Genomic DNA, 21,330 nt, shown 5'->3' with positions numbered 1-21,330 from the left:
CATCAGCGCAGCTTGTTCAGCAACGTGACAAAGATTTCGCGCTCCTTGGCATCGAGCGGCGCGAGCGTTTCTTTCGAGATCGCCAGTGCGCTTGGAGCAGCTTTCTCCGCCATCGCCTGTCCCGCCCGCGTCAGGCTGACAAGAAGCCGGCGGCCATCCTGCGGGTCAGAGCTGGTTTCCGTTAGCCCCCGGGCAGTCAGCCGATCGATCACACCCTTGATGGTTGCAACGTCCATTGCGGTAAGGCGGCCGAGCTGGTTCTGCGAGCACGGCCCGGTCTCGGTCAGCTTCGCCAAAGCCGCCCATTGCGTCGGCGTAAGGTTGATGCCGATTTCCCTTGCGAAGATCGCCGCGTGACGCTGCCAGACCTGACGCAACACGAAACCGATCTGGTCCTCAAGCACATAGGGCTGCTTTTTTGGACTTCTCCTCGGAGGAGCACCCTTGGTCAGCGCGGCGATCTTGTTCTGAGCGACCTTGGCCATTCCCAATCCCCTAATATCTTGCCTTCATCTGGTGGACTTCGTAATCGATGCGATCGTCACACCGCCAGATGAGCGTCGCGAATGTCGGGACGCGCCTCAAGCTCGCTCATCGTGCCGCTGAAACAGATGCGGCCGCGCTCGATGATATAGGCCCGGTCCGAAATCAGATTCGCGAAGTGAAGATTCTGCTCGGACACAACGATGCTGACGCCTTCCTTCTTCATCGCCAGAATGGCACCCACCATCTGCTCGACAATTTTCGGCGACAGTCCTTCCGAGGGTTCGTCGAGCAAGACCAGAGAGGGATTGCCCATCAAGGTCCGGGCGATGGTCAGCATCTGCTGCTCTCCACCGCTCATGCGCCCGCCCATGCGGCCACGCATTTCGCCGAGATTCGGAAACAGGGTGAACAGCTTCTCGCGTGTCCACTGCGGAGCGTTTTGGCGCGGCGGCTGACGGCCGACTTCGAGATTCTCTTCCACCGTGAGATCGGTAAAGATGCGCCGCTCCTCCGGCACGTAACCGAGCCCACCGCGCACAATGGCATGGGTCGGCTGAGCGGAAACGTCCTTCCCCTCGAATATGATCTGGCCTTCCCGCTGTTCGACCAGGCCCACGATCGATCGGAACGTGGTCGACTTGCCCGCCCCGTTACGGCCGAGAAGCGCAACGACTTCTCCATCACCGACCTCAAGTGCGACATCGAACAGGATGTGAGCCGGACCATAGTAGCTGTTGAGTCCCTGAACCGAGAGCTTCATGCCGGGGCTCCGTCGCGGTGACGCGCATCATAAACCAGTCCTTCGCCGAGATAGATCGCGCGGACCTGGGGATTTCGCCGAACCTCATCGGGTGTTCCTTCAGCGATCAGCGTGCCGCGATTGAGCACGAGGATACGATCAGCATGCTCGAACACTACGTCCATGTCGTGTTCGGTGAAAAGAACACCTATGGATTTTTCCCGGGCAATGCGCGCGGTCAGGCGCATCAGTTCGACACGCTCGCGCGGCGCCATGCCCGCGGTCGGCTCATCCATCAAAAGAAGTTTTGGCTGATTGGCCAGCGCTATCGCAAGTTCGAGGCGCTTGAGATCGCCATAGGCAAGCTCGCCGCATGGGCGCTCGGCATAACCGCTCATGCCGACAAGATCGAGCAGCCGGTTCGCTTCGTCCCGCTCGAATCCTGGTGTCGAGCGCCACATGTTGAAAAGCTGCGCGTTATAGGAAATCAATGGAACCTGCACGTTCTCGCGCACAGTCATTGTGGGAAATGTCGCAGTGATCTGGAATGTGCGGCCGACGCCGAGCCGCCAGATCGCGCGCGGTTTCTTTCCGGCGGTGTCTTTGCCCAGCAGGTTGATACTGCCACTGTCCGGGACATTCTGGCCATTGAGCATGTCAAAACATGTGCTCTTGCCGGCGCCGTTTGGACCGATCAGCGCAAGAATTTCACCGGCCACCAGGGAGAACGATACGCCGCGCACGGCGTGGACGCCGCCATAGGATTTGGTCAAGCCTTCGACTGAAAGAAGTGTGGGTGCGCTACTCATTCCGCGCTCTCGATCCGTGACGCCAGCATGGCAGGTTTCGATGTATCCGGATGACGCCGGGTACGAATTGTTTCCAGCATGCCGACGATGCCCTTCGGAAACGCGACCACGATCAGTACGATAACCGCGCCGAGCACCAGCTTGGACCAATCCGTCTGACTGACCAGCCAGATATTCAGTGCCTTGAAGACAATCGCACCGACAACAGCGCCGGATACCGTCTCGACACCGCCCAGCAGCACCATCACCAGCGCATCGACGGACAGCGAGATGCCCAGGCTATCGGGAAACACACTGCCCTTCAGATACGCAAACAGCGCCCCGGCCACACCCGCAACGGTGCCCGCGATCACGAATGCGGTCCATTGAATCCACTTGCCGTCAATGCCGATCGCTTCGCTTCGCAATGCAGAATCTCGTGTCGCGCGCAACGCGTAGCCGAACGGCGAGAACACAATAACGCGAAGCAGCAGCACCGCGATCGTCGCGATACCGAGCGATAGCCAGTAAAAATGAGCCGGCCCCGCTGCCCACGCGTCGGGCCATACGCCAAGAATGCCGTTATCGCCACCTGTCACGCCGACCCACTGGAATGCGATCGACCAGACGATCTGGGCGAAAGCCAGCGTCAGCATGGCGAAGTAGACGCCTGATAGCTGAACAGCGAAAAATCCGAAAATGGCCGCGCCGACCAAACCAAGCAGCGGCCCCAGCAACAGGCACGCAATCATCGGCAGGCCCGCAGCCTTGGCGAAGAATGCGACTCCATAGGCGCCGAGACCGAAATAAGCTGCATGCCCGAATGATGCGAGCCCGCCGACCGACATCAGGAAGTGCAGGCTTGCCGCGAAGATTACGAAGATCGCGATCTCCGCACCGACGGTAAGCGCGTAATTGCCGCCGAACAGCGGTAGCGTCGACGCCACGATCACGACAGCGAGCATCGCGAAGCGCTCGTTCAGGGTCAGCGGCCGCCACGGACGGACGGTCAGCCCTGGCGTCTTCCGCGCGACCGCCTCCGGCTTTCCGAACAGCCCCCACGGGCGAACGATCAGCACGGCGGCCATGACGAGGAATACAAGAATGATCGAGATTTTCGGAAATATCAGAATGCCGAATGCGTTGAGTTCGGAGACCAGCACGGCAGCGACGAATGCGCCGGTGATGCTGCCGAGACCGCCAATCACGACCACGACAAAGACGTCGACGATGATGCGAAGGTCCATCGCGTGATGAACGGCATCACGCGGAATTTGCAGCGCGCCGCCGAGCGCGGCGAGAAACACGCCGACCGCGAACACACTGGTGAAAAGCCACTTCTGATTGACGCCCAGCGCCGCGACCATATCCCGGTCCTGCGTCGCTGCGCGAACCAGAACGCCCCAACGGGTGCGGCGGAACAGCAACCACAGCGCTCCGAGCACCGCAGGACCGAGCACGATCAGAAAAAGATCATAGGACGGAATATTCTGGCCGAAGAAGTCGACCGCGCCGCGAAATCCTGGAGCGCGCCGGCCGACCAAATCGTCCGGACCCCAGATCAAGACGACGAGATCTTCAACCATCAGCGCCAGGCCGAAGGTGGCCAAGAGCTGAAACAGTTCCGGCGACTTATAGATCCGCCGCAGCAACACCATTTCGACCAGCACGCCAAGAACGGCAACAATAAGCGCCGCAGCGACAATGCCGCCCCAGAAGCCAAGCGCGCCGGACAGGCGCTCTGTCAGCGTGAACGCAACGTAAGCGCCCAGCATGTAGAACGCGCCGTGCGCAAAATTCACAATCCGGGTGACGCCAAAGATAATCGACAAACCCGAGGCAACCAGAAACAGCGACGCCGCGCTCGCAAGACCGGTCAGGAACTGAACAAAGTAGAAGCTCATATGCGATCCACGGCTTGAGAATGCCGCGGGCGCATGGCGCGCCCGCGGTCGTCAAACTCAGTCTTTCGGACGCAGTTTCTCGACTTCCGCATCGCTTGGAAGGAAGTCCTCACCCTTGCGATAGGCGGAGTCGACCATCACGCCCTTGCCGTCCTTGAGCGCGGTCTTGCCGACGAATGCGCCCAGCGTCGATTGATGATCGTTCTTGCGGAACGTGATCTGCCCGAACGGAGACGACATCGACAAGCCCTCCGCCGCGACAATCATCTTTTCCGGATCGGTGGAATTGGCCTTCTTGAGAATTTCGGCCGCCGCCTTGATCGTCTGATAGCCAACGATGGAGCCCAGCCGCGGATAGTCATTGAACTTGCCCTGATAGGCTTTCAGGAACGCATCGTGCTCGGGTGTCTTGATGCTGTACCAGGGATAGCCGGTGACGATCCAGCCCGACGGTGTTTCTTCCTTCAGGGGATCGAGATACTCTGGCTCACCGGTGAGGAAGCTCACCACCGCACGATCCTTGAACAGGCCGCGTGTGTTACCCTCACGCACGAACTTCACGAGATCCGCGCCGAAGGTCACATTGAGGATGGCTTCCGGATTGGAATTCGCGAGCGCCTGCACGATCGGGCCTGCATCGATCTTGCCCTGCGGCGGCCATTGCTCATCCACCCACTGGATGTCGGGCCGCTTCTCGGACAGCAGCTTCTTGAAAACCGCGACCGCCGACTGGCCATACTCGTAGTTCGGTGCGATGGTCGCCCAGCGCTTGGCGGGCAGCTTCGCTGCTTCTTCCACCAGCATCGCAGCCTGCATGTAGTTCGACGGGCGCAGGCGGAATGTGTAGCGATTGCCCTTCGACCAGGTAATCGCGTCGGTCAGGGGCTCCGCCGCGAGGAAGAACACCTTTTTCTGTTTTGCGAAGTCGCTCACCGCGAGACCGATGTTCGACAGGAACGTGCCGGTCAGCATGACCACGTTCTCGTTCGATACCAATTCATTCGCCGCGGTCTGCGCGTCGGCAGGCTTGCCGCTGTCGTCCTTGGATACAACAACCAGCTTCTTGCCGTTGATGCCGCCTGCGGCGTTGATCTCTTCGACCGCCAGTTGCCATCCCTTGCGATATGGCTCGGTGAATGCCGGCAACAACGAATAGCTGTTGATCTCACCAATCTTGATTTCGCCACCCTGCGCTGTGGCAGTTGTCGCCAGGGCCGCGCCAGCCAGACTAAAACCCGCGGCAAGCGCAAGCCCGGATAGACTGCCGAAAAGATGTATCCTTCGTTGCATCCCAACCTCCATTTGTATCGGGAGACCCACGTCCCCGTTCAATTCCCGTCCGTTCCTTATCCCGGTGGAGCGGTTCGGCTCTTCTTTCGCATCAAGCGCAAACGGATCGCTAGCGCAGTCCGTCCTCTCCTTTGATCTCGTCAACTGTCAGACCGCCGACGCGCGGGAGTGGCCGCCCGCTGTCAGTCACGGCAACAGCTACCATGATTTCGTTCGCGCGCGGTGCGTCATTGATCTGCACTTCCATTCCGTCGAAATGACTCCGCACGAATGCCGCATCCTTGTGGCCAAGCGGAATATCGAGCACGGTTCCCAATCCGCCGCGCTTTTTTGAAGACGGGATCAGCGCCGCGCCCTTGCTCAGCACCTTGCGCACCGGCGCACCCATTTTCGGATGCAGGATTGCTGCCGCGTGCTCGAGTTCGCCGTTCTCACCGACCGCCGCCGCCTTCCCGTAACTCTGCGCCTTGCTGCCTTCGATGCCGAGCGCCGCAATCGCCTTCGAAGCAAGCAGTTCACCGAGCTCCTCGCCAATTGCAATCAGCGGCGACAGATCGTCGACGAACCTGCCGGCAAACGGATTGTCGATCACAGCGATGGCCGCCGCGCGGCGGGTCGGCGGTGAAACATTCCGCCCGCCCTCCATGAGCGTCTCCTCGACGACCACTACGATCTTGCGAATGACCGCACTCATCGCAATCCATCCTCCCCCTTGATCTCGCTGGCCTTCAGGCCGCCAACCCGGGCGTGAATCCGCGAACCCGTGGTCATGACTAGCGCGAGAAGCAACTCGTCGGCACGTGGCGCGTCGGGGATACCGACTTCCATGGCATCGAAATGTGACCGTACATACGACGCGTTGATATGCGTCACTGGAACATCCAGCCGCGCGCCCGGTCCGCCGACCTTTTTGGCGGACGGCACAATGGCTTTGGCCTCGCCGAGAATTTCGCGCATCGCGTAGCCGCCGGGCACATGCCACAACGCACCGTGCTCGAGTTCACCGGACGCGCCGATCACGGCGCCTTTGCCATAACCCTGTATTGCTCCCGGATCGCCGCCAAGAGCCTTCAGCAACGCGCCCGCCATGGCCACTCCGAGCGGCTTCAGATCGTCCATGAATCCCGCAATATCCTCGACATAACGTCCGGCGAATGGATTGCGGATCGCGCACAGGATCGCGCCACGGCGCAGCGGCTGCGCTGCCGGCTTTCCACCTTCGTGAAAAATCTCCTCAATCAGGGTGACGCGTTTCCGGATCACGATTTCAGACATGCGACAGACTTTCGGTACCGATTCTGGCGACGACGTGCGGCAGGGGCCGCAGCATAACACTATCGATGCTCTTCAACGCGACAACGCGGGTTTCGCCTTGCAGATGCAATGCTGCGCCGTCGATCAAGCCGAACCTAAGAAGCAAACGCGCCACGTCAGCCCCTGAATCAAGCGCGATTTTGATGTCGCTCAATGGCAATTCGCGGACCTCGCGCGTTACCAGGCGTGCGCCAAGATCGTTATCCGGCTGAATTTCGTTTGCCGGGCGGCGAACTACCGAAGGATGATCCGGCAAATCGACCGCATTGGCGATAATGGTCGCCGCGGCGTCAGCCTGCGCGGCGGTTCGCGCCAGAACCGTCACTGCGTCAGCTATCCCGAGCGAAAAGCTGCGGCCACGCCATCCGCTGGTTGCGATGCCGCGGGTGAGATCGTTCGATTCGACCACGGTCTTTCCGATCAGCTCAGGCCTGTCGGGACGATCGACCAGGCCCACGGTAAAACACTCACCATCGGCAAGATGCAGGGCGATATCACCACCGTTGTTCACGTAAGCACGCCTGAGATCGGCCGCCCGCACCATCGTGCCGAGAATTTCTTCGGCAACGGCACCGGCGACGGCCGCCATCGGTGTGATGAAATGATTTGCGGCAAATGGAGCGACCGCATCATGCATCCGGCGGGCGACACCCCCCTGCAGAACACAGACGGCAGGCCGCGCCGGTTTGCGCAGTTCCGGCAATTCGACGCAGAGTTCATCGAGTAGACCGGTGAAACGCTCCACGGCAGCAGCGTATGCCGCACGGACATTCGCTGCAGATCCACGCGCCTCCACAATCAGATCGATCGGACCGTCATGCAGGTGAATCCGCCTGCCGTCCGCGAGCCATCCGATTTGCGGGAGGCGTTTCATTTGCGCGATCTCGGCTCGAAAAGTTGTTTCGGCAACTGACGGATTTCTGTGTTGTTCTTCAATGACGCCAATGGACGCACGTGATCCATGTGCCCGCCCAGCGCTGCATAGTCCGATAGCCGCAAGGTAAACTCGATTGGCGCGACCAGCGCCGGCGTCGGCACATAACCAAAGGCTCCTTCCGGCACCTGGGTCACGTCGACCATGAAGGTGATGCCACCACCCGGCCATACATAAACCGGCGCACCACCGCAGGTTACAGACGTCAATGCCTCCTTGACCGAACGTGTCAATCGCACCGGATTATCGGTGACGCCAGCTCGAAGCGATCCGCCTGCGCCGCCCATAAACAGCACGGTGCAGAGCGCGGGCTCGCAATTCTCCTGAATGCGTTCGACGGATTTCCTAAGATCGGCCGGCATTTCCTTCTCGACCGGCTTCAGCGCCTCGTCGAGCTCGAAATACGCTGCATGCTCGCCGGTCGTACTCACCATCATCATCCGCAGACCGGGCCGCGCTGTTTTAGGATCGAACGGACCAAGCACCGACAACGGATCGGAGATATTCGTGCCGCCCCAGCCAATGCCAGGTTCGGCGACCTGAAAGTATCGGCCAGGTGTTGAGCGCCGACCCTTCAGCTTGATGCCGGTGTCCGGAATATCGAGCAGCTTGCCTGCCTGATGTTCGGAGAGAACACCCGTGATGTGATCGTCTACCACCACGACTTCATCTATCTTGCCATGCCATTGCTTGGCGAACATACCGATAGTGGCCGAACCGCAGCCGACACGCATCCGCTCTTCAAGCACGCCGTTGACGATGGGCGGATGACCAGCCTGCACAACGACCGTCACCCCGCCGTCGACCGTCATTTCAACAGGCTTGCCGTTGGACAGATCCATCAGCGCGTCGCACGTGACACGGCCCTCCTTCTTGGAGCCGCCCGTCAGGTGGTGAACGCCGCCGAGCGACAGCATCTGCGAGCCATACTCGCCGGTGGTGACATGACCCACAGCCTCACCCTGCACACGTACAGTCGCGGTTTCAGGACCGAGATAGCGGTCGGTGTCGATCTTCACCTTGACGCCGCAATAGCTGAAGATGCCCTCGGTCACCACTGTGACCATATCGACACCGTCGACCTCGGAAGAAACGATAAATGGCGCTGGCTTGTAATCTGGATAGGTCGTGCCGGCGCCGATAGCGGTCACGAAGACGCTCGGCTCGTGGACAATCTTGCCGTCCCAATCGCCATCGGCCTGAAACGGAACGAGTCGCCCGCCATGGGAGACCGTACGCTCCAGCACGACATGCGGATCGACACGGACAAGTTCACCATTGTTGTTGGCGTAGCGGTCACAAGCGCCCGCGGCGCCCGGCTTGATGTAACACATCACCGGACATGCATCGCAGCGGATCTTGTCCGAGCTGCCGGCAGTGGCGACATTTGTTTCAGTCAGCATGACCAAACTCGAGTCCGAGCCAAACTGAACTGACGAGCGGCACCAATGCCGCGAGGATAAAATTCCGTCCGTCCACATCCGGCATTTTGTTCGTACACGAACGATGTTGCGCGCAGACCCGAAACCTGTCAAGCGCCGCCGCGCGCGAAATTCTGGACTGCCGAATAAAAACTCAATTGCCTACCGTTCGTGTTCACAAATCGTGCAATGCATCATGCCGCAGGGAGTGCAGCGTTTCCGTTCCATCGCTTGGCTTGCACGTTTGTATACAAACGGTATCGTCGGACAACGCGTTGCTGGTGTTTGCAGCGCAGCAGAGCGGGCCGCGACGATGAGCACAACGCAAACAACGATCCGCCTGACCGTCAACGGCAGAATTCATGATGTCGATGCCGCGCCGGACACCGCCCTGCTCTACGTGCTGCGCAACAATCTCGAATTGAACGGGCCGAAGTTCGGCTGCGGACTTGGAGAATGCGGCGCGTGCACAGTCATCATCGACGGTGTGGCGGCGCGTTCATGCGTCATTCCAATCAGCGCCTGCGTGCACCGAGACGTCATCACGCTCGAAGGTCTTGGATCGCGCGATCACCTCGATCCGGTACAACAGGCGTTCATCGAGGAGCAGGCCGCGCAATGCGGCTACTGCCTCAACGGCATGATCATGACGACGAAGGCGCTGCTGATGCAGAATCCACATCCTTCCGAATCTGAAGTGCTCAGTACATTGCAGTACAACCTTTGCCGTTGCGGTGCGCACGTCGAAATCCTGCGCGCGGTGATGCGCGCTGCCGGCCAAGTCGCTGAGGGACACAAGTAATGGCGGTCGATTCGGAGATGGACCGCCAGCCCCTGCTTTCGGGAACGCTGTCCGTTGTTCGCCCGGCTTCTTCGGGTGCGGATGAACCGGCCTTCGAGACTTTTATCAAGATCGCGGCGAATGGGACTGTTACGGCCTTCAACGGCCACGTCGATCTCGGAACCGGCATCCGGACTGCCCTTGGTCAAATCGTCGCGGAAGAACTCGACGTCTCTTTTGCGCGCGTGGTCGTTGTGCTGGGCGATACCTCGGTTGTGCCCAATCAGGGCGCCACCATCGCCAGCGAAACCATTCAGATCACGGCCGTCCCGCTGCGCAAAGCGGCCGCGCAGGCACGTCACTTTCTAATGGCGCGGGCTGCGGAGAAACTCGATCTTCCGGTCAGCGATTTGTCGATAGAGGACGGCTTGGTTCGCGGTCACGACAACCGCAGTGTCAGCTACGGTGAACTCATCGCGGACGAAAGCATCCGGCTTGAACTCGCCGACGATGTCTCGGTCAAGCCGGTGGATGCCTACAGGATTGTCGGGCAATCGACACCGCGAGTAGACCTCCCGGCCAAGGCAACCGGTGAACTGGTCTATGTGCATGACGTGCGCGTGCCGGGAATGCTGCATGGCCGTGTGGTCCGCCCGCCCTATGCCGGGGTCGATGCAGGAAGCTTTGTCGGCACCAGCCTCATCGCCATCGATGAATCGTCAGTCCGCGATATCCCCGGAATGGTGTCGGTGGTGCAGATCGGTGATTTCGTGGGGGTCGTTGCCGAGCGCGAAGAAAATGCAATCAAGGCGGCAGCCCAGCTCAAAGTCACCTGGAAGCCGACACCAACGCTGCCCGATCTTCAGGACATTGAAACCGCGCTCCGTGCCAATCCCGGCACGCCGCGCACGTTGCTCGATAAAGGCGACGTCGATGTCGCCATTGCATCCGCTGAAAAACCTATCAAACGAACCTATGTCTGGCCGTACCAGATGCACGGGTCGATCGGGCCGTCCTGCTCGGTCGCAGACGTACAGGACGGCATGGTGCGTGTGTGGTCCGGCACGCAGAATCCTCACATTCTCCGGTCCGATCTCGCATTGCTCCTGTCGCTGCCCGAATCGCAGATCGATGTGATCCGGATGGAAGCTGCGGGTTGTTATGGCCGCAACTGCGCAGATGACGTGTCCGCTGACGCCGTCCTGCTGTCGCGGGCCGTGGGCCGCCCGGTGCGCGTGCAACTGACACGCGAGCAAGAGCATGCCTGGGAGCCGAAGGGCACCGCGCAGCTGATGGACGTCAACGGCGGCCTTCGTGCGGACGGGAGCGTTGCGGCCTACGACTTTACCACGCGTTATCCATCGAACGGCGCGCCGACGCTGGCGCTGTTGCTGACCGGGACAGTTGCTCCGGTGCCCGCTGTCTTTGAGATGGGCGACAGGACCGCGATCCCGCCCTACGATTACGATGCCATCCGCGTTGTCGCGCACGACATGCCGCCAATCGTGCGTGCATCATGGTTTCGCGGCGTATCGGCATTGCCTAATACTTTCGCGCACGAATCCTACATTGACGAACTTGCCACCGAAGCCGGTGTCGATCCGATCGAATACCGGCTGCGCTATCTGAAGGACCCGCGCGCAGTCGATCTGGTTCATGCCGTCGCGGAACGCGCCGGCTGGACTCCCCGCCCGATCTGGAAAGAACCCGAGTCCGAAGGCGACGTGGTCCGCGGACGCGGCTTTGCCTATGCTCTTTACGTCCACAGCAAGTTCCCTGGATATGGCGCGGCATGGTCGGCCTGGGTCGCCGATGTGGCGGTCAACAAATCGACCGGCGACGTGAGTGTGACGCGGGTGGTTGCGGGGCAGGATTCCGGGCTGATGATCAATCCGGACGGTGTGCGCCACCAAATCCACGGCAACGTTATTCAGTCCACCAGCCGCGCGCTAATGGAGGAGGTCTCGTTTGACCGGACCACGGTGGCGAGCCGGGAATGGGGCGCCTATCCGATCATCAAGTTCCCGGATGTCCCGAAGATCGACGTGCTGATGCTGCCGCGTCAAGACCAGCCCCCTCTTGGTGTCGGTGAGTCGGCCTCCGTCCCCAGTGCAGCAGCCATTGCCAACGCCATCTTCGACGCAACCGGCGTTCGGTTTCGCGAACCGCCGTTCACTCCCGATCGCATCCTCGCCGGATTGCGCGGTCAAGGGCCTGCACAACCAAGTGCTTTGCCTGAACCCCGGCTGAAGCAGCAAGAACGGCCGACGCGACGTCAAAGAGACCCGTTTCTCAAACGCCGCACCGTATTTGCAGGTGCCCTCGCAGCATGCACCGCTGTTGTCGGCGTCGCCGCTACGGTGCTGCCGTGGCGTTCAATCGCACCAATTGCACGGCCGGACGCATCGACCTATTCGGTGGCGACCATCGCTCGGGGACGGCAGCTCGCCGCACTCGGCAATTGCGCGGTATGCCACACCGAGGCCAACGGCGTCGTCAATGCAGGGGGCCGCGCGCTCGAGACGCCATTCGGCGTCATCTACAGCACCAACATCACCCCCGATCCCGAAACCGGAATCGGCGCATGGTCTTATCCAGCCTTCGAACGGTCGATGCGCGAAGGCATCCATCGCGATGGCCGGCAGCTCTATCCCGCGTTTCCCTACAATCACTTTGCCAAAACCACTGATGCCGATTTGCAAGCGCTCTACGCCTATCTGATGGCGCAGACGCCAGTGCGCGCGACCAACCGGGAAAACGCGCTGACGTTCCCCTTTAACCTCCGCCCTCTGCTGGCGGGCTGGAATGCACTGTTTCACAAGCCAGTCGTCTTCGAGCCCGACCCGAAGGAATCGCCGGTCTGGAATCGCGGAGCCTATCTGGTCGAAAGCCTGGGTCATTGCGGCGCCTGCCATACCCCGCGCAACGCATTGGGCGCAGAGAGAACCGCCAAGGCCTATCTGGCCGGTGGAATGGCGGAAGGCTGGGAAGCGCCACCGCTCACCGGCCTGTCGCATGCGCCGATCCCCTGGAGCGAGGACGAGCTCTTTGCCTATTTGCGAACAGGGATATCCCGTTTCCATGGCGTTGCTGCCGGGCCGATGGCGCCGATCGTCAGGGATCTTGCATCCGTGCCCGACAGCGATATCCGCGCCATGGCGGTCTATCTTGCCTCCTTCAACGACACGGCGCTCACCCCGTCGGCTCAGGAAGCCTTGGCAGCACGGCTGGAAGCGTCGACAGGCGTGAAATCAGCTTCCGCATCGTCAGCTGGCGCGCGCATCTATGACGGCGCCTGCGCCGTGTGCCATCAAGTGGGTGGTCCCGTGCTGTTCGGCAGCAAACCCTCACTGGCGCTGAACAGCAACGTTCACAGTGCCTCCCCTGACAACCTCGTTCAGGTCATTCTGCACGGCATCGAACAGCCGGTCTCCAGCGATCTCGGCTACATGCCCGCATTCAAAAACAGTCTTAATGACCAGCAGATCATGGAGCTCGTCTCATACCTGAGACAGCAGTTCGCCCCCGATAAGGCGCCGTGGGTCGACGTGGCCGCGGCGATAGGCCGGGCACGCCGTGCAGGCAGGCCATAAAATAGCCCCCGGTGACTGGCTGCCCGCAAGGGAGCCGGATATGATCCCCGCATGGCTATTACAGATATCGCTTCACGAACCTACAATCACGGCTGGCGGCTGGATCCGATCGTCCGCAGCCTGCTCGACACCGATTTCTACAAGCTCCTGATGCTTCAGATGATCCGGGAATTCTATCCGGACGAGCATGTGACGTTTTCGGTGATCAACCGCACCCATCACGTCCGCCTTGGCGAGGTGATCGACGAGGGAGAACTTCGCGCGCAGTTGGATCATGCCCGTACAGTACGCTTCGCCAAGAAAGAACTGATCTGGCTCGCGGGTAACACCTTCTACGGCAAGACCCAGATGTTCTCGCCGGATTTCATCAACTGGCTCGCGACCTTCCAGCTTCCGGAATACGAGCTCCATACAGTCGACGGCCAATACGAACTGCATTTCCACGGACCGTGGACCCACACCACGATGTGGGAAATTCCCGCTCTTGCAATCATCAATGAACTGCGGTCGCGGCAAGCGATGAAGGGCCAGGGGCGCTTCGTTCTCGACGTGCTCTATGCACGCGCCAAGGCGAAACTCTGGTCCAAGGTCGAGCGGCTGCGCAAACTGGAAGGCTTGCGGCTCTCGGATTTCGGAACGCGGCGGCGGCACGGCTTTCTCTGGCAGCGCTGGTGTGTGGAAGCCGTCAAGGAAGGATTGGGGCCGGCGTTCACCGGCACATCGAATGTATTGCTCGCGATGGACAATGACCTCGAAGCTATCGGCACGAACGCACATGAACTACCGATGGTAGCGGCTGCCCTGGCGAAGGACGACGACGAACTTCGCTGGGCGCCCTACCTCATCCTCGATCAATGGCGCCACACCTACGATGGAAACCTTCTTATCGCCTTGCCCGATGCGTTCGGCACAAAAGCATTTCTGCGCGACGCTCCGGATTGGGTGGCGGACTGGACCGGCTTTCGGCCCGACAGCGCGCCGCCGATCGCGGCGGGCGAAGAAATCATCAAATGGTGGAAGGAGAAGGGCCGCGATCCGAAAGAAAAACTTCTGATCTTCTCCGACGGGATGGATGTCGGATCGATCGAGGAAACGCATCGATATTTTGCGGGGCGCGTCAGAACGAGCTTTGGCTGGGGCACAAACCTCACCAACGACTTCGTCGGATGCGCGCCGGACGGCACTGCCGATCTCGATCCGATTTCGCTGGTTTGCAAGGTGACTGCCGTCAACGGACGGCCGGCCGTCAAGCTTTCTGACAATCCTGAAAAGGCGACCGGCAATCCTTCCGAGATTGCCCGCTATTTGCGCGTGTTCGGCAACGCAGGCCGCGTCCGAAGCGCGGTTCACGTGTAGCTGCGCGGTTCGGGACCAATTTCCATTTGAGATTCATCGCGTATAGTTTACGCACAAGGCCACGATCCTATGACACGTGGTCACCGTTGAGGGGCGAACTCATGAAAATAACGGTCAACATTGACTGCACACCGCAGGAAGCCCGCGAGTTCCTTGGTCTTCCGAACATCCAGCCGATGCAGGAAAAAGCCATGAAACAGATCGAGGAAAGGCTTCTTGCCGGTGTTGCCAGCATGTCGCCCGACGCGATCCTGCGCAACTGGATGTCGTTCAACCCCGAACAGATCGGCGACATGTTCAAGATGTTCGGCGGACTGGCCGGCGCAGGGACCAAAAAGTAGAACGTACCGCGATCCGCAGATTCGAACTCTACAGCGACACCGCGTAAACTTCGTATTCCTCGCGAACGGTTTCAATGTGATCGCGCATGGCGTTCGCAGCTCCCGTCTTGTCGCCGCGCATGATGGCCACAACGACCCTGTCGTGCTCAACGTAGGATTTCGCAAGACGGCCGAGATTACGGAACTGCGCTCGCCTGAACGGCTGCACACGAACCCGTGTCGCTAAAGCCATTTCAGCGACATACCCATTCTGGGAGCCAGCATAGATTGCGTTATGGAATGCCTCGTTGGCTTCATGAAATAACTGCGGATTGCCATCATAACTCAAGAACCGCAGCCGCTCATGGAGCACCTCCAGTTCGCTCCGTTGAACAATTGGCATCCGTTCGGCGGCAAGGCCCGCACATAAAGCTTCAAGTTCAGCCATCGCCTCGAACATGCTGTTGAGCTGCTCGATGGTCGGTCTCGCCACCACCGCGCCGCGGTGGGCGCGCGAATTTACCAGACCACTAGCCACCAACTGCCGAAGCGCTTCACGAACCGGTGTGCGCGAAACATTGAAACGCCTCGCAATCTCGGATTCGTCAAGCGAGGATCCCGGCTCCAGTGCCCCGCGGACAATATCGTCGGCCAGTTGCAACCGTAATTCTTCCGCGAGCGTGCGCTTGCCTGTAGCCGCAGTTCCGCGTGCTGCCCGTGCTTCACCTGCCGACATTTCCGGTTCAATGATCATGGCTTTTCATTCGGTGTGTCGATCAGGCTTACATGGGCAGCCACGATCCGCCAGCCGTCCGCGAAACGCACCCATGTCTGCATCTGCCGCCCCACTCTGCCAGGCGCAGATGTCCGACTGAATAGCGTGGAAGCGACCGCAGTATCGCGGCCATAGGCGGTGATGACTGTTTTCGACAGCTCTCGCATCAGACCTGCCGGATTGCGTGCCGCACGAAATGCGGCAATTGCCTCATAGCCGTAGAGATTCTCGCCAATGCCGTAGCGAATGGTATTTGGGTCCTTGCGGAATAGCGCGTCGAGCGTTGTAACATCGTTGGACGTCAGCGCTTTCTCGTAGCGCGCGAAGGCCTCTGTCACCTCGGCAACGACGTCCGGCAAGTTGACCTCGATTGCCATTCTCAAAATTCCTTTGGACGTGGCGCACGGACCACCCCGGCCTGTTCGAGGGCATATGATACGCGCAGGACCACATCCTCTCGCCAGGGCGCAGCAATGATCTGGACACCGATCGGCATCGGGTTGAGTGGGACCGGCACGGCGGCGACCGGGAGCCCGATGAACGAAATTGGCTGGGTGTGAATGCCAATGTTAGGCCGAACCAGCATCTCGACTCCATCCAGAACGAAAGTCGTTTGACCAAGCTTTGGCGCAACGCACGGCGTCGACGGCGCCAGAATCACATCGACCATCTCGAACAATTCCATGACTTTTGTCCGGTACCAACGGCGAAATTTCTGCGCGCGATCCACGTATGCTGACGGAATCATTGCCCCCGCGAAAAGCCTGTCCCGGACCGCTGGATCGAAATCGCTCGGGCGGCTCCGCAACCGGTCGAGATGCAGTGACGCTCCTTCGCTTGTGGTGATCACGAAGGCCGCAGCGCGAGCCCGCGCGGCTTCCGGAAGTTCAACCTCCCGCGTCACCGACAATGCGTTTGCGACACGAGCCACGGCTTCCCGCGCTTCGGGTGAAAGAGAGCTCTTGAAGTAACCTCCTGCGACAGCGATCCGCAAGTTACCAATGCCCTGCCCTAGCAACTGGGTCACAGGCTCGATCGGACGATCCACGCACGCCGCATCGTCCGCATCGGGTCCTTGCATTGCATCGTAAGCGATCGCCAGATCCCTGGTCGTTCGCGCAAATGGCCCGAGATGATCAAAACTTGCCACAAACGGAAATGACCGGGCGCGCGACAATCTGCCGTAAGTCGGCTTCAAGCCGAAGATCCCGCAAAATGATGACGGTACACGGATCGATCCATTGGTGTCTGAGCCGAGCGCCAACGGGACGAGGCCACCGCCCACCGCGCTGCCTGAACCACCGGATGAACCTCCAGACATCCGCGTGAGATCATGCGGATTGCGCGAAGGACCGTCGTGAACATTCTCGCCAGTGAAGTCGTAGGCATACTCGCCCATGTTGAGCGCGCCAACCAGAACCGCACCCGCGGCCTCCAGACGTTCGATCAGAGTCGCATCGCGGCTTGAAACAGCACGGTCGCGATTGATCTTCGATCCGGCACGGGTCGGCAGGCCTTCGATGTCAAAGAGATTCTTCACCGCGAACGGCACGCCCGCAAGCGGGCCAGCTTCACCGCCGGCAGCAATTGTCGCGTCGACCCTGCTCGCTGTCTCCCGTGCGCGCGCGGCAACGAGATCGGTGAATGAATTCAGCCTGGAGTCGTGCGCCGCAATCCGCCTCAGCGCTCCATTGGTTACATCGATGGCGGACACCCGGCGAGACGAAACCGCATCGGCAATCTCCGATGCCGATGACCAGTCCATTTCGACGGGTAAGACGGCATCAGGCTTCATAGACGCTCGCCGGCTCGATTTCGTCAGGCAGCGGAAACTCCTGAATCATGTGCGCCATCTTCAGCGAGACGTCCAGATTCGCGCGAACAGCAGGCTTCCAGACCGGCTGAATGGGCAGGCCAAGGACTTCCGCGGCGGCATCGATGTAAGTTTCAAGCGGATCAGATGACATGTCTGTCTCGGCAACCTTCAATGCACGGGAAGCGGTGGATGTGGAATCGCCGATAACAACTCGCGTGTATAGGCATCCTGGGGTGCGCCAAGCACTGTCTCGGTTTGTCCTTGCTCGACGATGCGCCCGCTGCGCATCACGATGACCCGATCACACAGGAGCCGCACCACATTCAGATCATGTGAGACGAACAGGTAACTCATACCCATCGACTGCTTGAGATCATGCAAAAGATTCAAGACCACCGCCTGCACCGACACGTCGAGAGCGGCGGTGGGTTCATCGAGTATGATCAGGTCGGGCTTCAACGCAATCGCGCGGGCGATGCCGACACGCGCCTTCTGACCTCCAGACATCTGATGCGGAAAGCGATCGAGCAGCGATAGCGGTAAACCGACCTGACACGCCAATTCCTCGCAGCGGGCACGCAACGCAGCGCCGCCCTTAATGTCACCCAGTTGGATGATCGGATCGGCAATGGCACGCGCTGCCGTGAACCGCGGATTGAGACTGTCGGTGGGATCCTGAAACACCATCTGGATGCGCTTGCGCAGCGGCAATCGCGCAAAGGCATTGGGCGCAATGGCGCTGATGTCTTCGCCGCCAAACACGATCCGCCCCGAGGTCTGGTCGAGCAGGCGCATGACCATCATGGATGTGGTGGATTTCCCGCAACCGGATTCACCGACGAGGCCGACGCTTTCCCCGCGATTGACCGAGAAACTGATGCCATCAACGGCCCGAAACTGTTCCAGCTCGACTGGCGGCTTACGGCCGAACAGCGAAGACAGGGTTTTTGACACACCCTGACGTGGATATTCCTTGACGAGTTTGTCGACGACCAGAAGCGGAGTGGCATCCACTTGCGCCGACTCCATTCCTTCCCGTGGAACGGGCAACGCAGCCCTGTCCTCATCGGACAGCAAATCCCGCAGTGAAACGCCGAGTCTCGGGGTCGCCCGCATCAGCTTGCGCGTATAGGGATGCTCGGGTTTGGCGAAAATATCCTTTGAAAGCGCGGTCTCGACGACGTTTCCTTTTTCCATCACCATGACGCGGTCGCAATAAGCCGCCGCAAGCCCGAGATCGTGTGTGATGAGGATGGTGGACATTCCGCGGCTTTTGGTCAATTCCACGATCAGGTCCATCACCGCCTTTTGGGTGGTAACATCAAGACCAGTGGTCGGCTCGTCCGCGATCAGAAGCTGGGGATTGCATGCCAATGCGAGAGCAATGACGACGCGCTGGCACATGCCGCCGGACAACTCAAATGGATAGGCATGGTAGCGTTCGCGCGGGCGTGCGATTTTCACCTGTTCCAGTGCTTCAATTGCCTTCTCGCCACGGTCATTGGATGTCGCCTGAACGTGCTGGCGCAGCACATCCTCGATCTGGTCGCCGACCTTTCGGATCGGATTGAGCGCGGCTCGCGGATTCTGGAAAATCATCGACATCTCGCGCCCGCGCAAATCGCGCATCTCCGTCTCGGACGCATTCTTGACGTCGATCCCGGAAAACATGATGGAACCGTCGGCAATCTTGCCGGCGCGGTCGAGAATCCGCATCACCGCATAAGACGTCACCGATTTTCCGGAGCCGGATTCCCCGACAATGCCCAGCGTCTCGCCCTTGGCGACACTGACATTGACCTTCTGAATGGCGCGAACGATGCCGCGCCGGGTCGCAAACTCGACCGTGAGGTCATTGACGTCGAGCAACGGCATCGCGGTCATCCGTTATGTCCTCCGCTGCGGATCGACGATGTCGCGCAGTCCGTCGCCGAGCAGATTGAAGCAGAACACCGCGATCATCAGCGCGAGACCGGGAAAGAATGCGATCCACCATTCCCCCGAGACCATGAAAGTCGCGCCTTCAGCAACCATGATCCCCCACTCCGCCGTCGGCGGACGCACACCAAGCCCGATAAAGGATAGGCCCGCGGCGTTGAGGATCGCGTATCCCATAGTCAGCGACATCTGGACGATCATGATCGGCATGATGTTGGGCAAAATGTGCCCGAGCAGGATTCGATACTCGCCATTGCCGGACAATCTGGCCGCTTGCACGAAACCCGCATCACGGCGGACGTTGGCTTCGGCACGCGCCACGCGCACGTAGAGCGGGAAGTTCACGATCGCCGTTGCAATAATGATATTCTGCACTGTGTTGCCGAGTGCAGCGACGATGCCCATCGCAAGCACGAATAGCGGAAACGCCATGATGGTGTCGGCGATACGTCCCACAATGCGATCGGTCCAACCACCGAAATAGCCTGCGGCAATTCCCGCAATGCCGCCCATGAAGAACACAAGCACGACTGAAGCGGCTGCGATGAAGAAGTCGAGCCGGGTCGCAACAATCACCCGGCTCAGGATGTCACGCCCGAGCTGGTCAGTGCCGAACCAGTGTGCCGCCGAGGGCGGCTTCAACGCCTGGGCAGTATTACTGGCCAGCGGATCGTAAGGCACGATCGAGGGACCGAACACCGCCGCAAAAACAATCAGAACAAGAAGTCCGAAGGCGAACGCCGTGACGAGGTTCTCACCCAGGATATATCGTGCGTGCTGGAGCGTGGCCTTAAAGCCAGAGGCCTGGGTGGTTGATGCGATTTCGGCAACGGGTGCGACAGTGCTCATCCTTCCAACCTCACGCGCGGATCGATGACGCCATAAAGAATGTCGATGACCAGGTTAAGCAGCACATACATGACTGCCATCGTCAGAACGAAGCCCTGTACCGGCGCGAAATCAGACGAGATCAACGCCTCAACCGCGTAGGAGCCGATACCGGGCCACGCGAAAACTTTCTCCACCAGCACGTTGGCGCCGAGGAGGAATGAGAACACCATGCTCAGCGTGGTAATCACCGGCAGCATCGCGTTGCGAAACGCGTAAGTGACGATGACCTTGGACGGAGATAGTCCGCTTGCCCGCGCGGTTCGGACAAAGTCCGACGCCAGAACGGCCAGCATCGAGGCGCGGGTCATGCGTGCAATCGGCGCGAGTGAGAAGATCGCGAGCGTAGCCGCGGGCAGGATCAACTGACTCAGCGCCGAACGAAACGTCTCAAAGTTTCGTGCGAGCAAGCTGTCTATCAGGTAAAATCCGGTAACCGCAGGCGGCGCGCTGGCAAATACATCCAAACGGCCGAGTGGCGCCGGTGACCAGCCAAGCTTGAAATAGAACACATAGACAAGCACCAGACCCGTGAAAAACACCGGCAGCGATACGCCGGCAGTTGTCAGAACGCGGCAGAGATGATCGATCCATGAGCCCGGCCGCGTCGCAGCCAAAATACCCAGCGGAATCGCAATCGACACGGCAATCAGCAACCCGGTCAGGGTCAATTCTGCTGACGCGGGCAGCCGATTGCGGATTTCCGTTGCGACCGGCTGGCCGGTGGTGAGCGAATTCCCGAAGTCGCCTTTCGACAAATCCACAGTGTAGCGCACAAACTGCTCGATCAGCGGCTTGTCGAGACCGAGTTTCTTGCGAATTTGCTCAATGGCCTCCTTGGTCGCCGCAGGTCCTGCGAAATAAGCCGCCGGATCTCCCGGCAGCGCGCGGGTCAGAAGAAACGTTACAATCACGACCCCGATCAAACTCGGGATCGCAAACGCCAGCCTTTTTCCGATCATGCCGAGCATGGAACGTCCCCGCCCT

20 protein-coding genes are annotated in these 21,330 nt (G+C 60.0%); 4 read left to right on the top strand and 16 right to left on the bottom strand.

The genetic code is table 11. From position 1 onward, the window contains the following. Positions 1–2 precede the first annotated feature (2 nt). The 9 genes from HMPREF9695_RS04225 to HMPREF9695_RS04185 form a co-directional block, all read right to left on the bottom strand. Positions 3–485: a MarR family winged helix-turn-helix transcriptional regulator gene (locus tag HMPREF9695_RS04225; RefSeq protein ID WP_006019561.1), complete on the bottom strand. Its 483-nt coding sequence runs from the start codon at positions 483–485 to the stop codon at positions 3–5. A 56-nt stretch (positions 486–541) separates the two neighbouring features. Next, positions 542–1,246, bottom strand: coding sequence for an ABC transporter ATP-binding protein (locus HMPREF9695_RS04220; RefSeq protein WP_006019560.1), 705 nt, complete (start codon positions 1,244–1,246; stop codon positions 542–544). Continuing rightward, positions 1,243–2,034 carry an ABC transporter ATP-binding protein gene (locus tag HMPREF9695_RS04215; RefSeq protein ID WP_006019559.1) on the bottom strand — a complete coding sequence of 264 codons (792 nt, stop codon included), beginning with the start codon at positions 2,032–2,034 and terminating at the stop codon, positions 1,243–1,245. Before HMPREF9695_RS04215 ends, HMPREF9695_RS04220 begins: the two co-directional genes overlap by 4 nt. Continuing rightward, the gene (locus tag HMPREF9695_RS04210) at positions 2,031–3,917 is read right to left on the bottom strand and encodes an ABC transporter permease (protein ID WP_006019558.1); all 1,887 of its coding nucleotides are present in this window, start codon (positions 3,915–3,917) and stop codon (positions 2,031–2,033) included. Before HMPREF9695_RS04210 ends, HMPREF9695_RS04215 begins: the two co-directional genes overlap by 4 nt. A gap of 57 nt (positions 3,918–3,974) precedes the next feature. Further along, positions 3,975–5,207, bottom strand: a complete 1,233-nt coding sequence (locus tag HMPREF9695_RS04205) for an ABC transporter substrate-binding protein (protein WP_006019557.1) — start codon at positions 5,205–5,207, stop codon at positions 3,975–3,977. Positions 5,208–5,316: 109 nt separating this feature from the next. Further along, complete coding sequence (locus tag HMPREF9695_RS04200; RefSeq protein WP_006019556.1) at positions 5,317–5,901, bottom strand: amino acid synthesis family protein; 585 nt, start codon at positions 5,899–5,901, stop codon at positions 5,317–5,319. Further along, the gene (locus tag HMPREF9695_RS04195) at positions 5,898–6,482 is read right to left on the bottom strand and encodes an amino acid synthesis family protein (RefSeq protein WP_006019555.1); all 585 of its coding nucleotides are present in this window, start codon (positions 6,480–6,482) and stop codon (positions 5,898–5,900) included. The genes HMPREF9695_RS04200 and HMPREF9695_RS04195 overlap by 4 nt, the downstream gene beginning before the upstream one ends. Continuing rightward, complete coding sequence (locus HMPREF9695_RS04190; protein ID WP_006019554.1) at positions 6,475–7,395, bottom strand: UPF0280 family protein; 921 nt, start codon at positions 7,393–7,395, stop codon at positions 6,475–6,477. The genes HMPREF9695_RS04195 and HMPREF9695_RS04190 overlap by 8 nt, the downstream gene beginning before the upstream one ends. Then, a complete protein-coding gene (locus HMPREF9695_RS04185) occupies positions 7,392–8,858 on the bottom strand; it encodes a hypothetical protein (protein WP_006019553.1) in 1,467 nt (488 codons plus the stop codon). The genes HMPREF9695_RS04190 and HMPREF9695_RS04185 overlap by 4 nt, the downstream gene beginning before the upstream one ends. Before the next feature lie 331 nt (positions 8,859–9,189). Here HMPREF9695_RS04185 and HMPREF9695_RS04180 point away from each other — a divergent pair, with 331 nt between their 5' ends. The 4 genes from HMPREF9695_RS04180 to HMPREF9695_RS04165 all read left to right on the top strand — a co-directional run bounded on the left by HMPREF9695_RS04180 (position 9,190) and on the right by HMPREF9695_RS04165 (position 14,947). Next, the gene (locus tag HMPREF9695_RS04180; protein ID WP_006019552.1) at positions 9,190–9,678 is read left to right on the top strand and encodes a (2Fe-2S)-binding protein; all 489 of its coding nucleotides are present in this window, start codon (positions 9,190–9,192) and stop codon (positions 9,676–9,678) included. Then, positions 9,678–13,250, top strand: a complete 3,573-nt coding sequence (locus HMPREF9695_RS04175; RefSeq protein WP_006019551.1) for a molybdopterin cofactor-binding domain-containing protein — start codon at positions 9,678–9,680, stop codon at positions 13,248–13,250. Before HMPREF9695_RS04180 ends, HMPREF9695_RS04175 begins: the two co-directional genes overlap by 1 nt. A 51-nt stretch (positions 13,251–13,301) precedes the next feature. After that, a complete protein-coding gene (gene pncB / locus HMPREF9695_RS04170; protein ID WP_006019550.1) occupies positions 13,302–14,606 on the top strand; it encodes a nicotinate phosphoribosyltransferase in 1,305 nt (434 codons plus the stop codon). A gap of 101 nt (positions 14,607–14,707) precedes the next feature. Further along, positions 14,708–14,947: a DUF6489 family protein gene (locus HMPREF9695_RS04165; protein ID WP_006019549.1), complete on the top strand. Its 240-nt coding sequence runs from the start codon at positions 14,708–14,710 to the stop codon at positions 14,945–14,947. Positions 14,948–14,975: 28 nt separating this feature from the next. On the opposite strand, the gene HMPREF9695_RS04160 is transcribed toward HMPREF9695_RS04165, so the two are convergent. From HMPREF9695_RS04160 to HMPREF9695_RS04130, 7 genes are read right to left on the bottom strand one after another with little or no spacing between them, the layout of a single operon-like run. Then, a complete protein-coding gene (locus tag HMPREF9695_RS04160; RefSeq protein WP_051054993.1) occupies positions 14,976–15,662 on the bottom strand; it encodes a GntR family transcriptional regulator in 687 nt (228 codons plus the stop codon). Positions 15,663–15,676: 14 nt separating this feature from the next. Next, the gene (gene hpxZ, locus HMPREF9695_RS04155; protein WP_006019547.1) at positions 15,677–16,078 is read right to left on the bottom strand and encodes an oxalurate catabolism protein HpxZ; all 402 of its coding nucleotides are present in this window, start codon (positions 16,076–16,078) and stop codon (positions 15,677–15,679) included. Between the two features lie 2 nt (positions 16,079–16,080). Next, positions 16,081–17,496 carry an AtzE family amidohydrolase gene (locus tag HMPREF9695_RS04150; RefSeq protein WP_006019546.1) on the bottom strand — a complete coding sequence of 472 codons (1,416 nt, stop codon included), beginning with the start codon at positions 17,494–17,496 and terminating at the stop codon, positions 16,081–16,083. Continuing rightward, positions 17,486–17,668 carry a DUF4089 domain-containing protein gene (locus HMPREF9695_RS04145; protein ID WP_006019545.1) on the bottom strand — a complete coding sequence of 61 codons (183 nt, stop codon included), beginning with the start codon at positions 17,666–17,668 and terminating at the stop codon, positions 17,486–17,488. Before HMPREF9695_RS04145 ends, HMPREF9695_RS04150 begins: the two co-directional genes overlap by 11 nt. 17 nt (positions 17,669–17,685) lie before the next feature. Then, positions 17,686–19,401, bottom strand: a complete 1,716-nt coding sequence (locus tag HMPREF9695_RS04140) for a dipeptide ABC transporter ATP-binding protein (RefSeq protein ID WP_006019544.1) — start codon at positions 19,399–19,401, stop codon at positions 17,686–17,688. A 3-nt stretch (positions 19,402–19,404) separates the two neighbouring features. Next, positions 19,405–20,304, bottom strand: a complete 900-nt coding sequence (locus tag HMPREF9695_RS04135) for an ABC transporter permease (protein ID WP_006019543.1) — start codon at positions 20,302–20,304, stop codon at positions 19,405–19,407. After that, entirely contained in the window at positions 20,301–21,314 is a 1,014-nt protein-coding gene (locus HMPREF9695_RS04130; protein ID WP_006019542.1) for an ABC transporter permease, read from the bottom strand. The genes HMPREF9695_RS04135 and HMPREF9695_RS04130 overlap by 4 nt, the downstream gene beginning before the upstream one ends. Between the last annotated feature and the right edge of the window lie 16 nt (positions 21,315–21,330).

The sequence above is a fragment of the Afipia broomeae ATCC 49717 genome (assembly GCF_000314675.2).
Lineage (GTDB): Bacteria > Pseudomonadota > Alphaproteobacteria > Rhizobiales > Xanthobacteraceae > Afipia > Afipia broomeae.
Note: the sequence above shows the minus strand (reverse complement) of the source record. Positions and strands in the feature narration are given on the sequence as shown.

What these genes read in the sequence shown, in the direction of transcription:
- HMPREF9695_RS04225 (WP_006019561.1), bottom strand. Translation starts at nt 485, where the DNA reads ATGGCCAAGGTCGCTCAGAACAAGATCGCCGCGCTGACCAAGGGTGCT.
- HMPREF9695_RS04220 (WP_006019560.1), bottom strand. Translation starts at nt 1,246, where the DNA reads ATGAAGCTCTCGGTTCAGGGACTCAACAGCTACTATGGTCCGGCTCAC.
- HMPREF9695_RS04215 (WP_006019559.1), bottom strand. Translation starts at nt 2,034, where the DNA reads ATGAGTAGCGCACCCACACTTCTTTCAGTCGAAGGCTTGACCAAATCC.
- HMPREF9695_RS04210 (WP_006019558.1), bottom strand. Translation starts at nt 3,917, where the DNA reads ATGAGCTTCTACTTTGTTCAGTTCCTGACCGGTCTTGCGAGCGCGGCG.
- HMPREF9695_RS04205 (WP_006019557.1), bottom strand. Translation starts at nt 5,207, where the DNA reads ATGCAACGAAGGATACATCTTTTCGGCAGTCTATCCGGGCTTGCGCTT.
- HMPREF9695_RS04200 (WP_006019556.1), bottom strand. Translation starts at nt 5,901, where the DNA reads ATGAGTGCGGTCATTCGCAAGATCGTAGTGGTCGTCGAGGAGACGCTC.
- HMPREF9695_RS04195 (WP_006019555.1), bottom strand. Translation starts at nt 6,482, where the DNA reads ATGTCTGAAATCGTGATCCGGAAACGCGTCACCCTGATTGAGGAGATT.
- HMPREF9695_RS04190 (WP_006019554.1), bottom strand. Translation starts at nt 7,395, where the DNA reads ATGAAACGCCTCCCGCAAATCGGATGGCTCGCGGACGGCAGGCGGATT.
- HMPREF9695_RS04185 (WP_006019553.1), bottom strand. Translation starts at nt 8,858, where the DNA reads ATGCTGACTGAAACAAATGTCGCCACTGCCGGCAGCTCGGACAAGATC.
- HMPREF9695_RS04180 (WP_006019552.1), top strand. Translation starts at nt 9,190, where the DNA reads ATGAGCACAACGCAAACAACGATCCGCCTGACCGTCAACGGCAGAATT.
- HMPREF9695_RS04175 (WP_006019551.1), top strand. Translation starts at nt 9,678, where the DNA reads ATGGCGGTCGATTCGGAGATGGACCGCCAGCCCCTGCTTTCGGGAACG.
- pncB (WP_006019550.1), top strand. Translation starts at nt 13,302, where the DNA reads ATGGCTATTACAGATATCGCTTCACGAACCTACAATCACGGCTGGCGG.
- HMPREF9695_RS04165 (WP_006019549.1), top strand. Translation starts at nt 14,708, where the DNA reads ATGAAAATAACGGTCAACATTGACTGCACACCGCAGGAAGCCCGCGAG.
- HMPREF9695_RS04160 (WP_051054993.1), bottom strand. Translation starts at nt 15,662, where the DNA reads ATGTCGGCAGGTGAAGCACGGGCAGCACGCGGAACTGCGGCTACAGGC.
- hpxZ (WP_006019547.1), bottom strand. Translation starts at nt 16,078, where the DNA reads ATGGCAATCGAGGTCAACTTGCCGGACGTCGTTGCCGAGGTGACAGAG.
- HMPREF9695_RS04150 (WP_006019546.1), bottom strand. Translation starts at nt 17,496, where the DNA reads ATGAAGCCTGATGCCGTCTTACCCGTCGAAATGGACTGGTCATCGGCA.
- HMPREF9695_RS04145 (WP_006019545.1), bottom strand. Translation starts at nt 17,668, where the DNA reads ATGTCATCTGATCCGCTTGAAACTTACATCGATGCCGCCGCGGAAGTC.
- HMPREF9695_RS04140 (WP_006019544.1), bottom strand. Translation starts at nt 19,401, where the DNA reads ATGACCGCGATGCCGTTGCTCGACGTCAATGACCTCACGGTCGAGTTT.
- HMPREF9695_RS04135 (WP_006019543.1), bottom strand. Translation starts at nt 20,304, where the DNA reads ATGAGCACTGTCGCACCCGTTGCCGAAATCGCATCAACCACCCAGGCC.
- HMPREF9695_RS04130 (WP_006019542.1), bottom strand. Translation starts at nt 21,314, where the DNA reads ATGCTCGGCATGATCGGAAAAAGGCTGGCGTTTGCGATCCCGAGTTTG.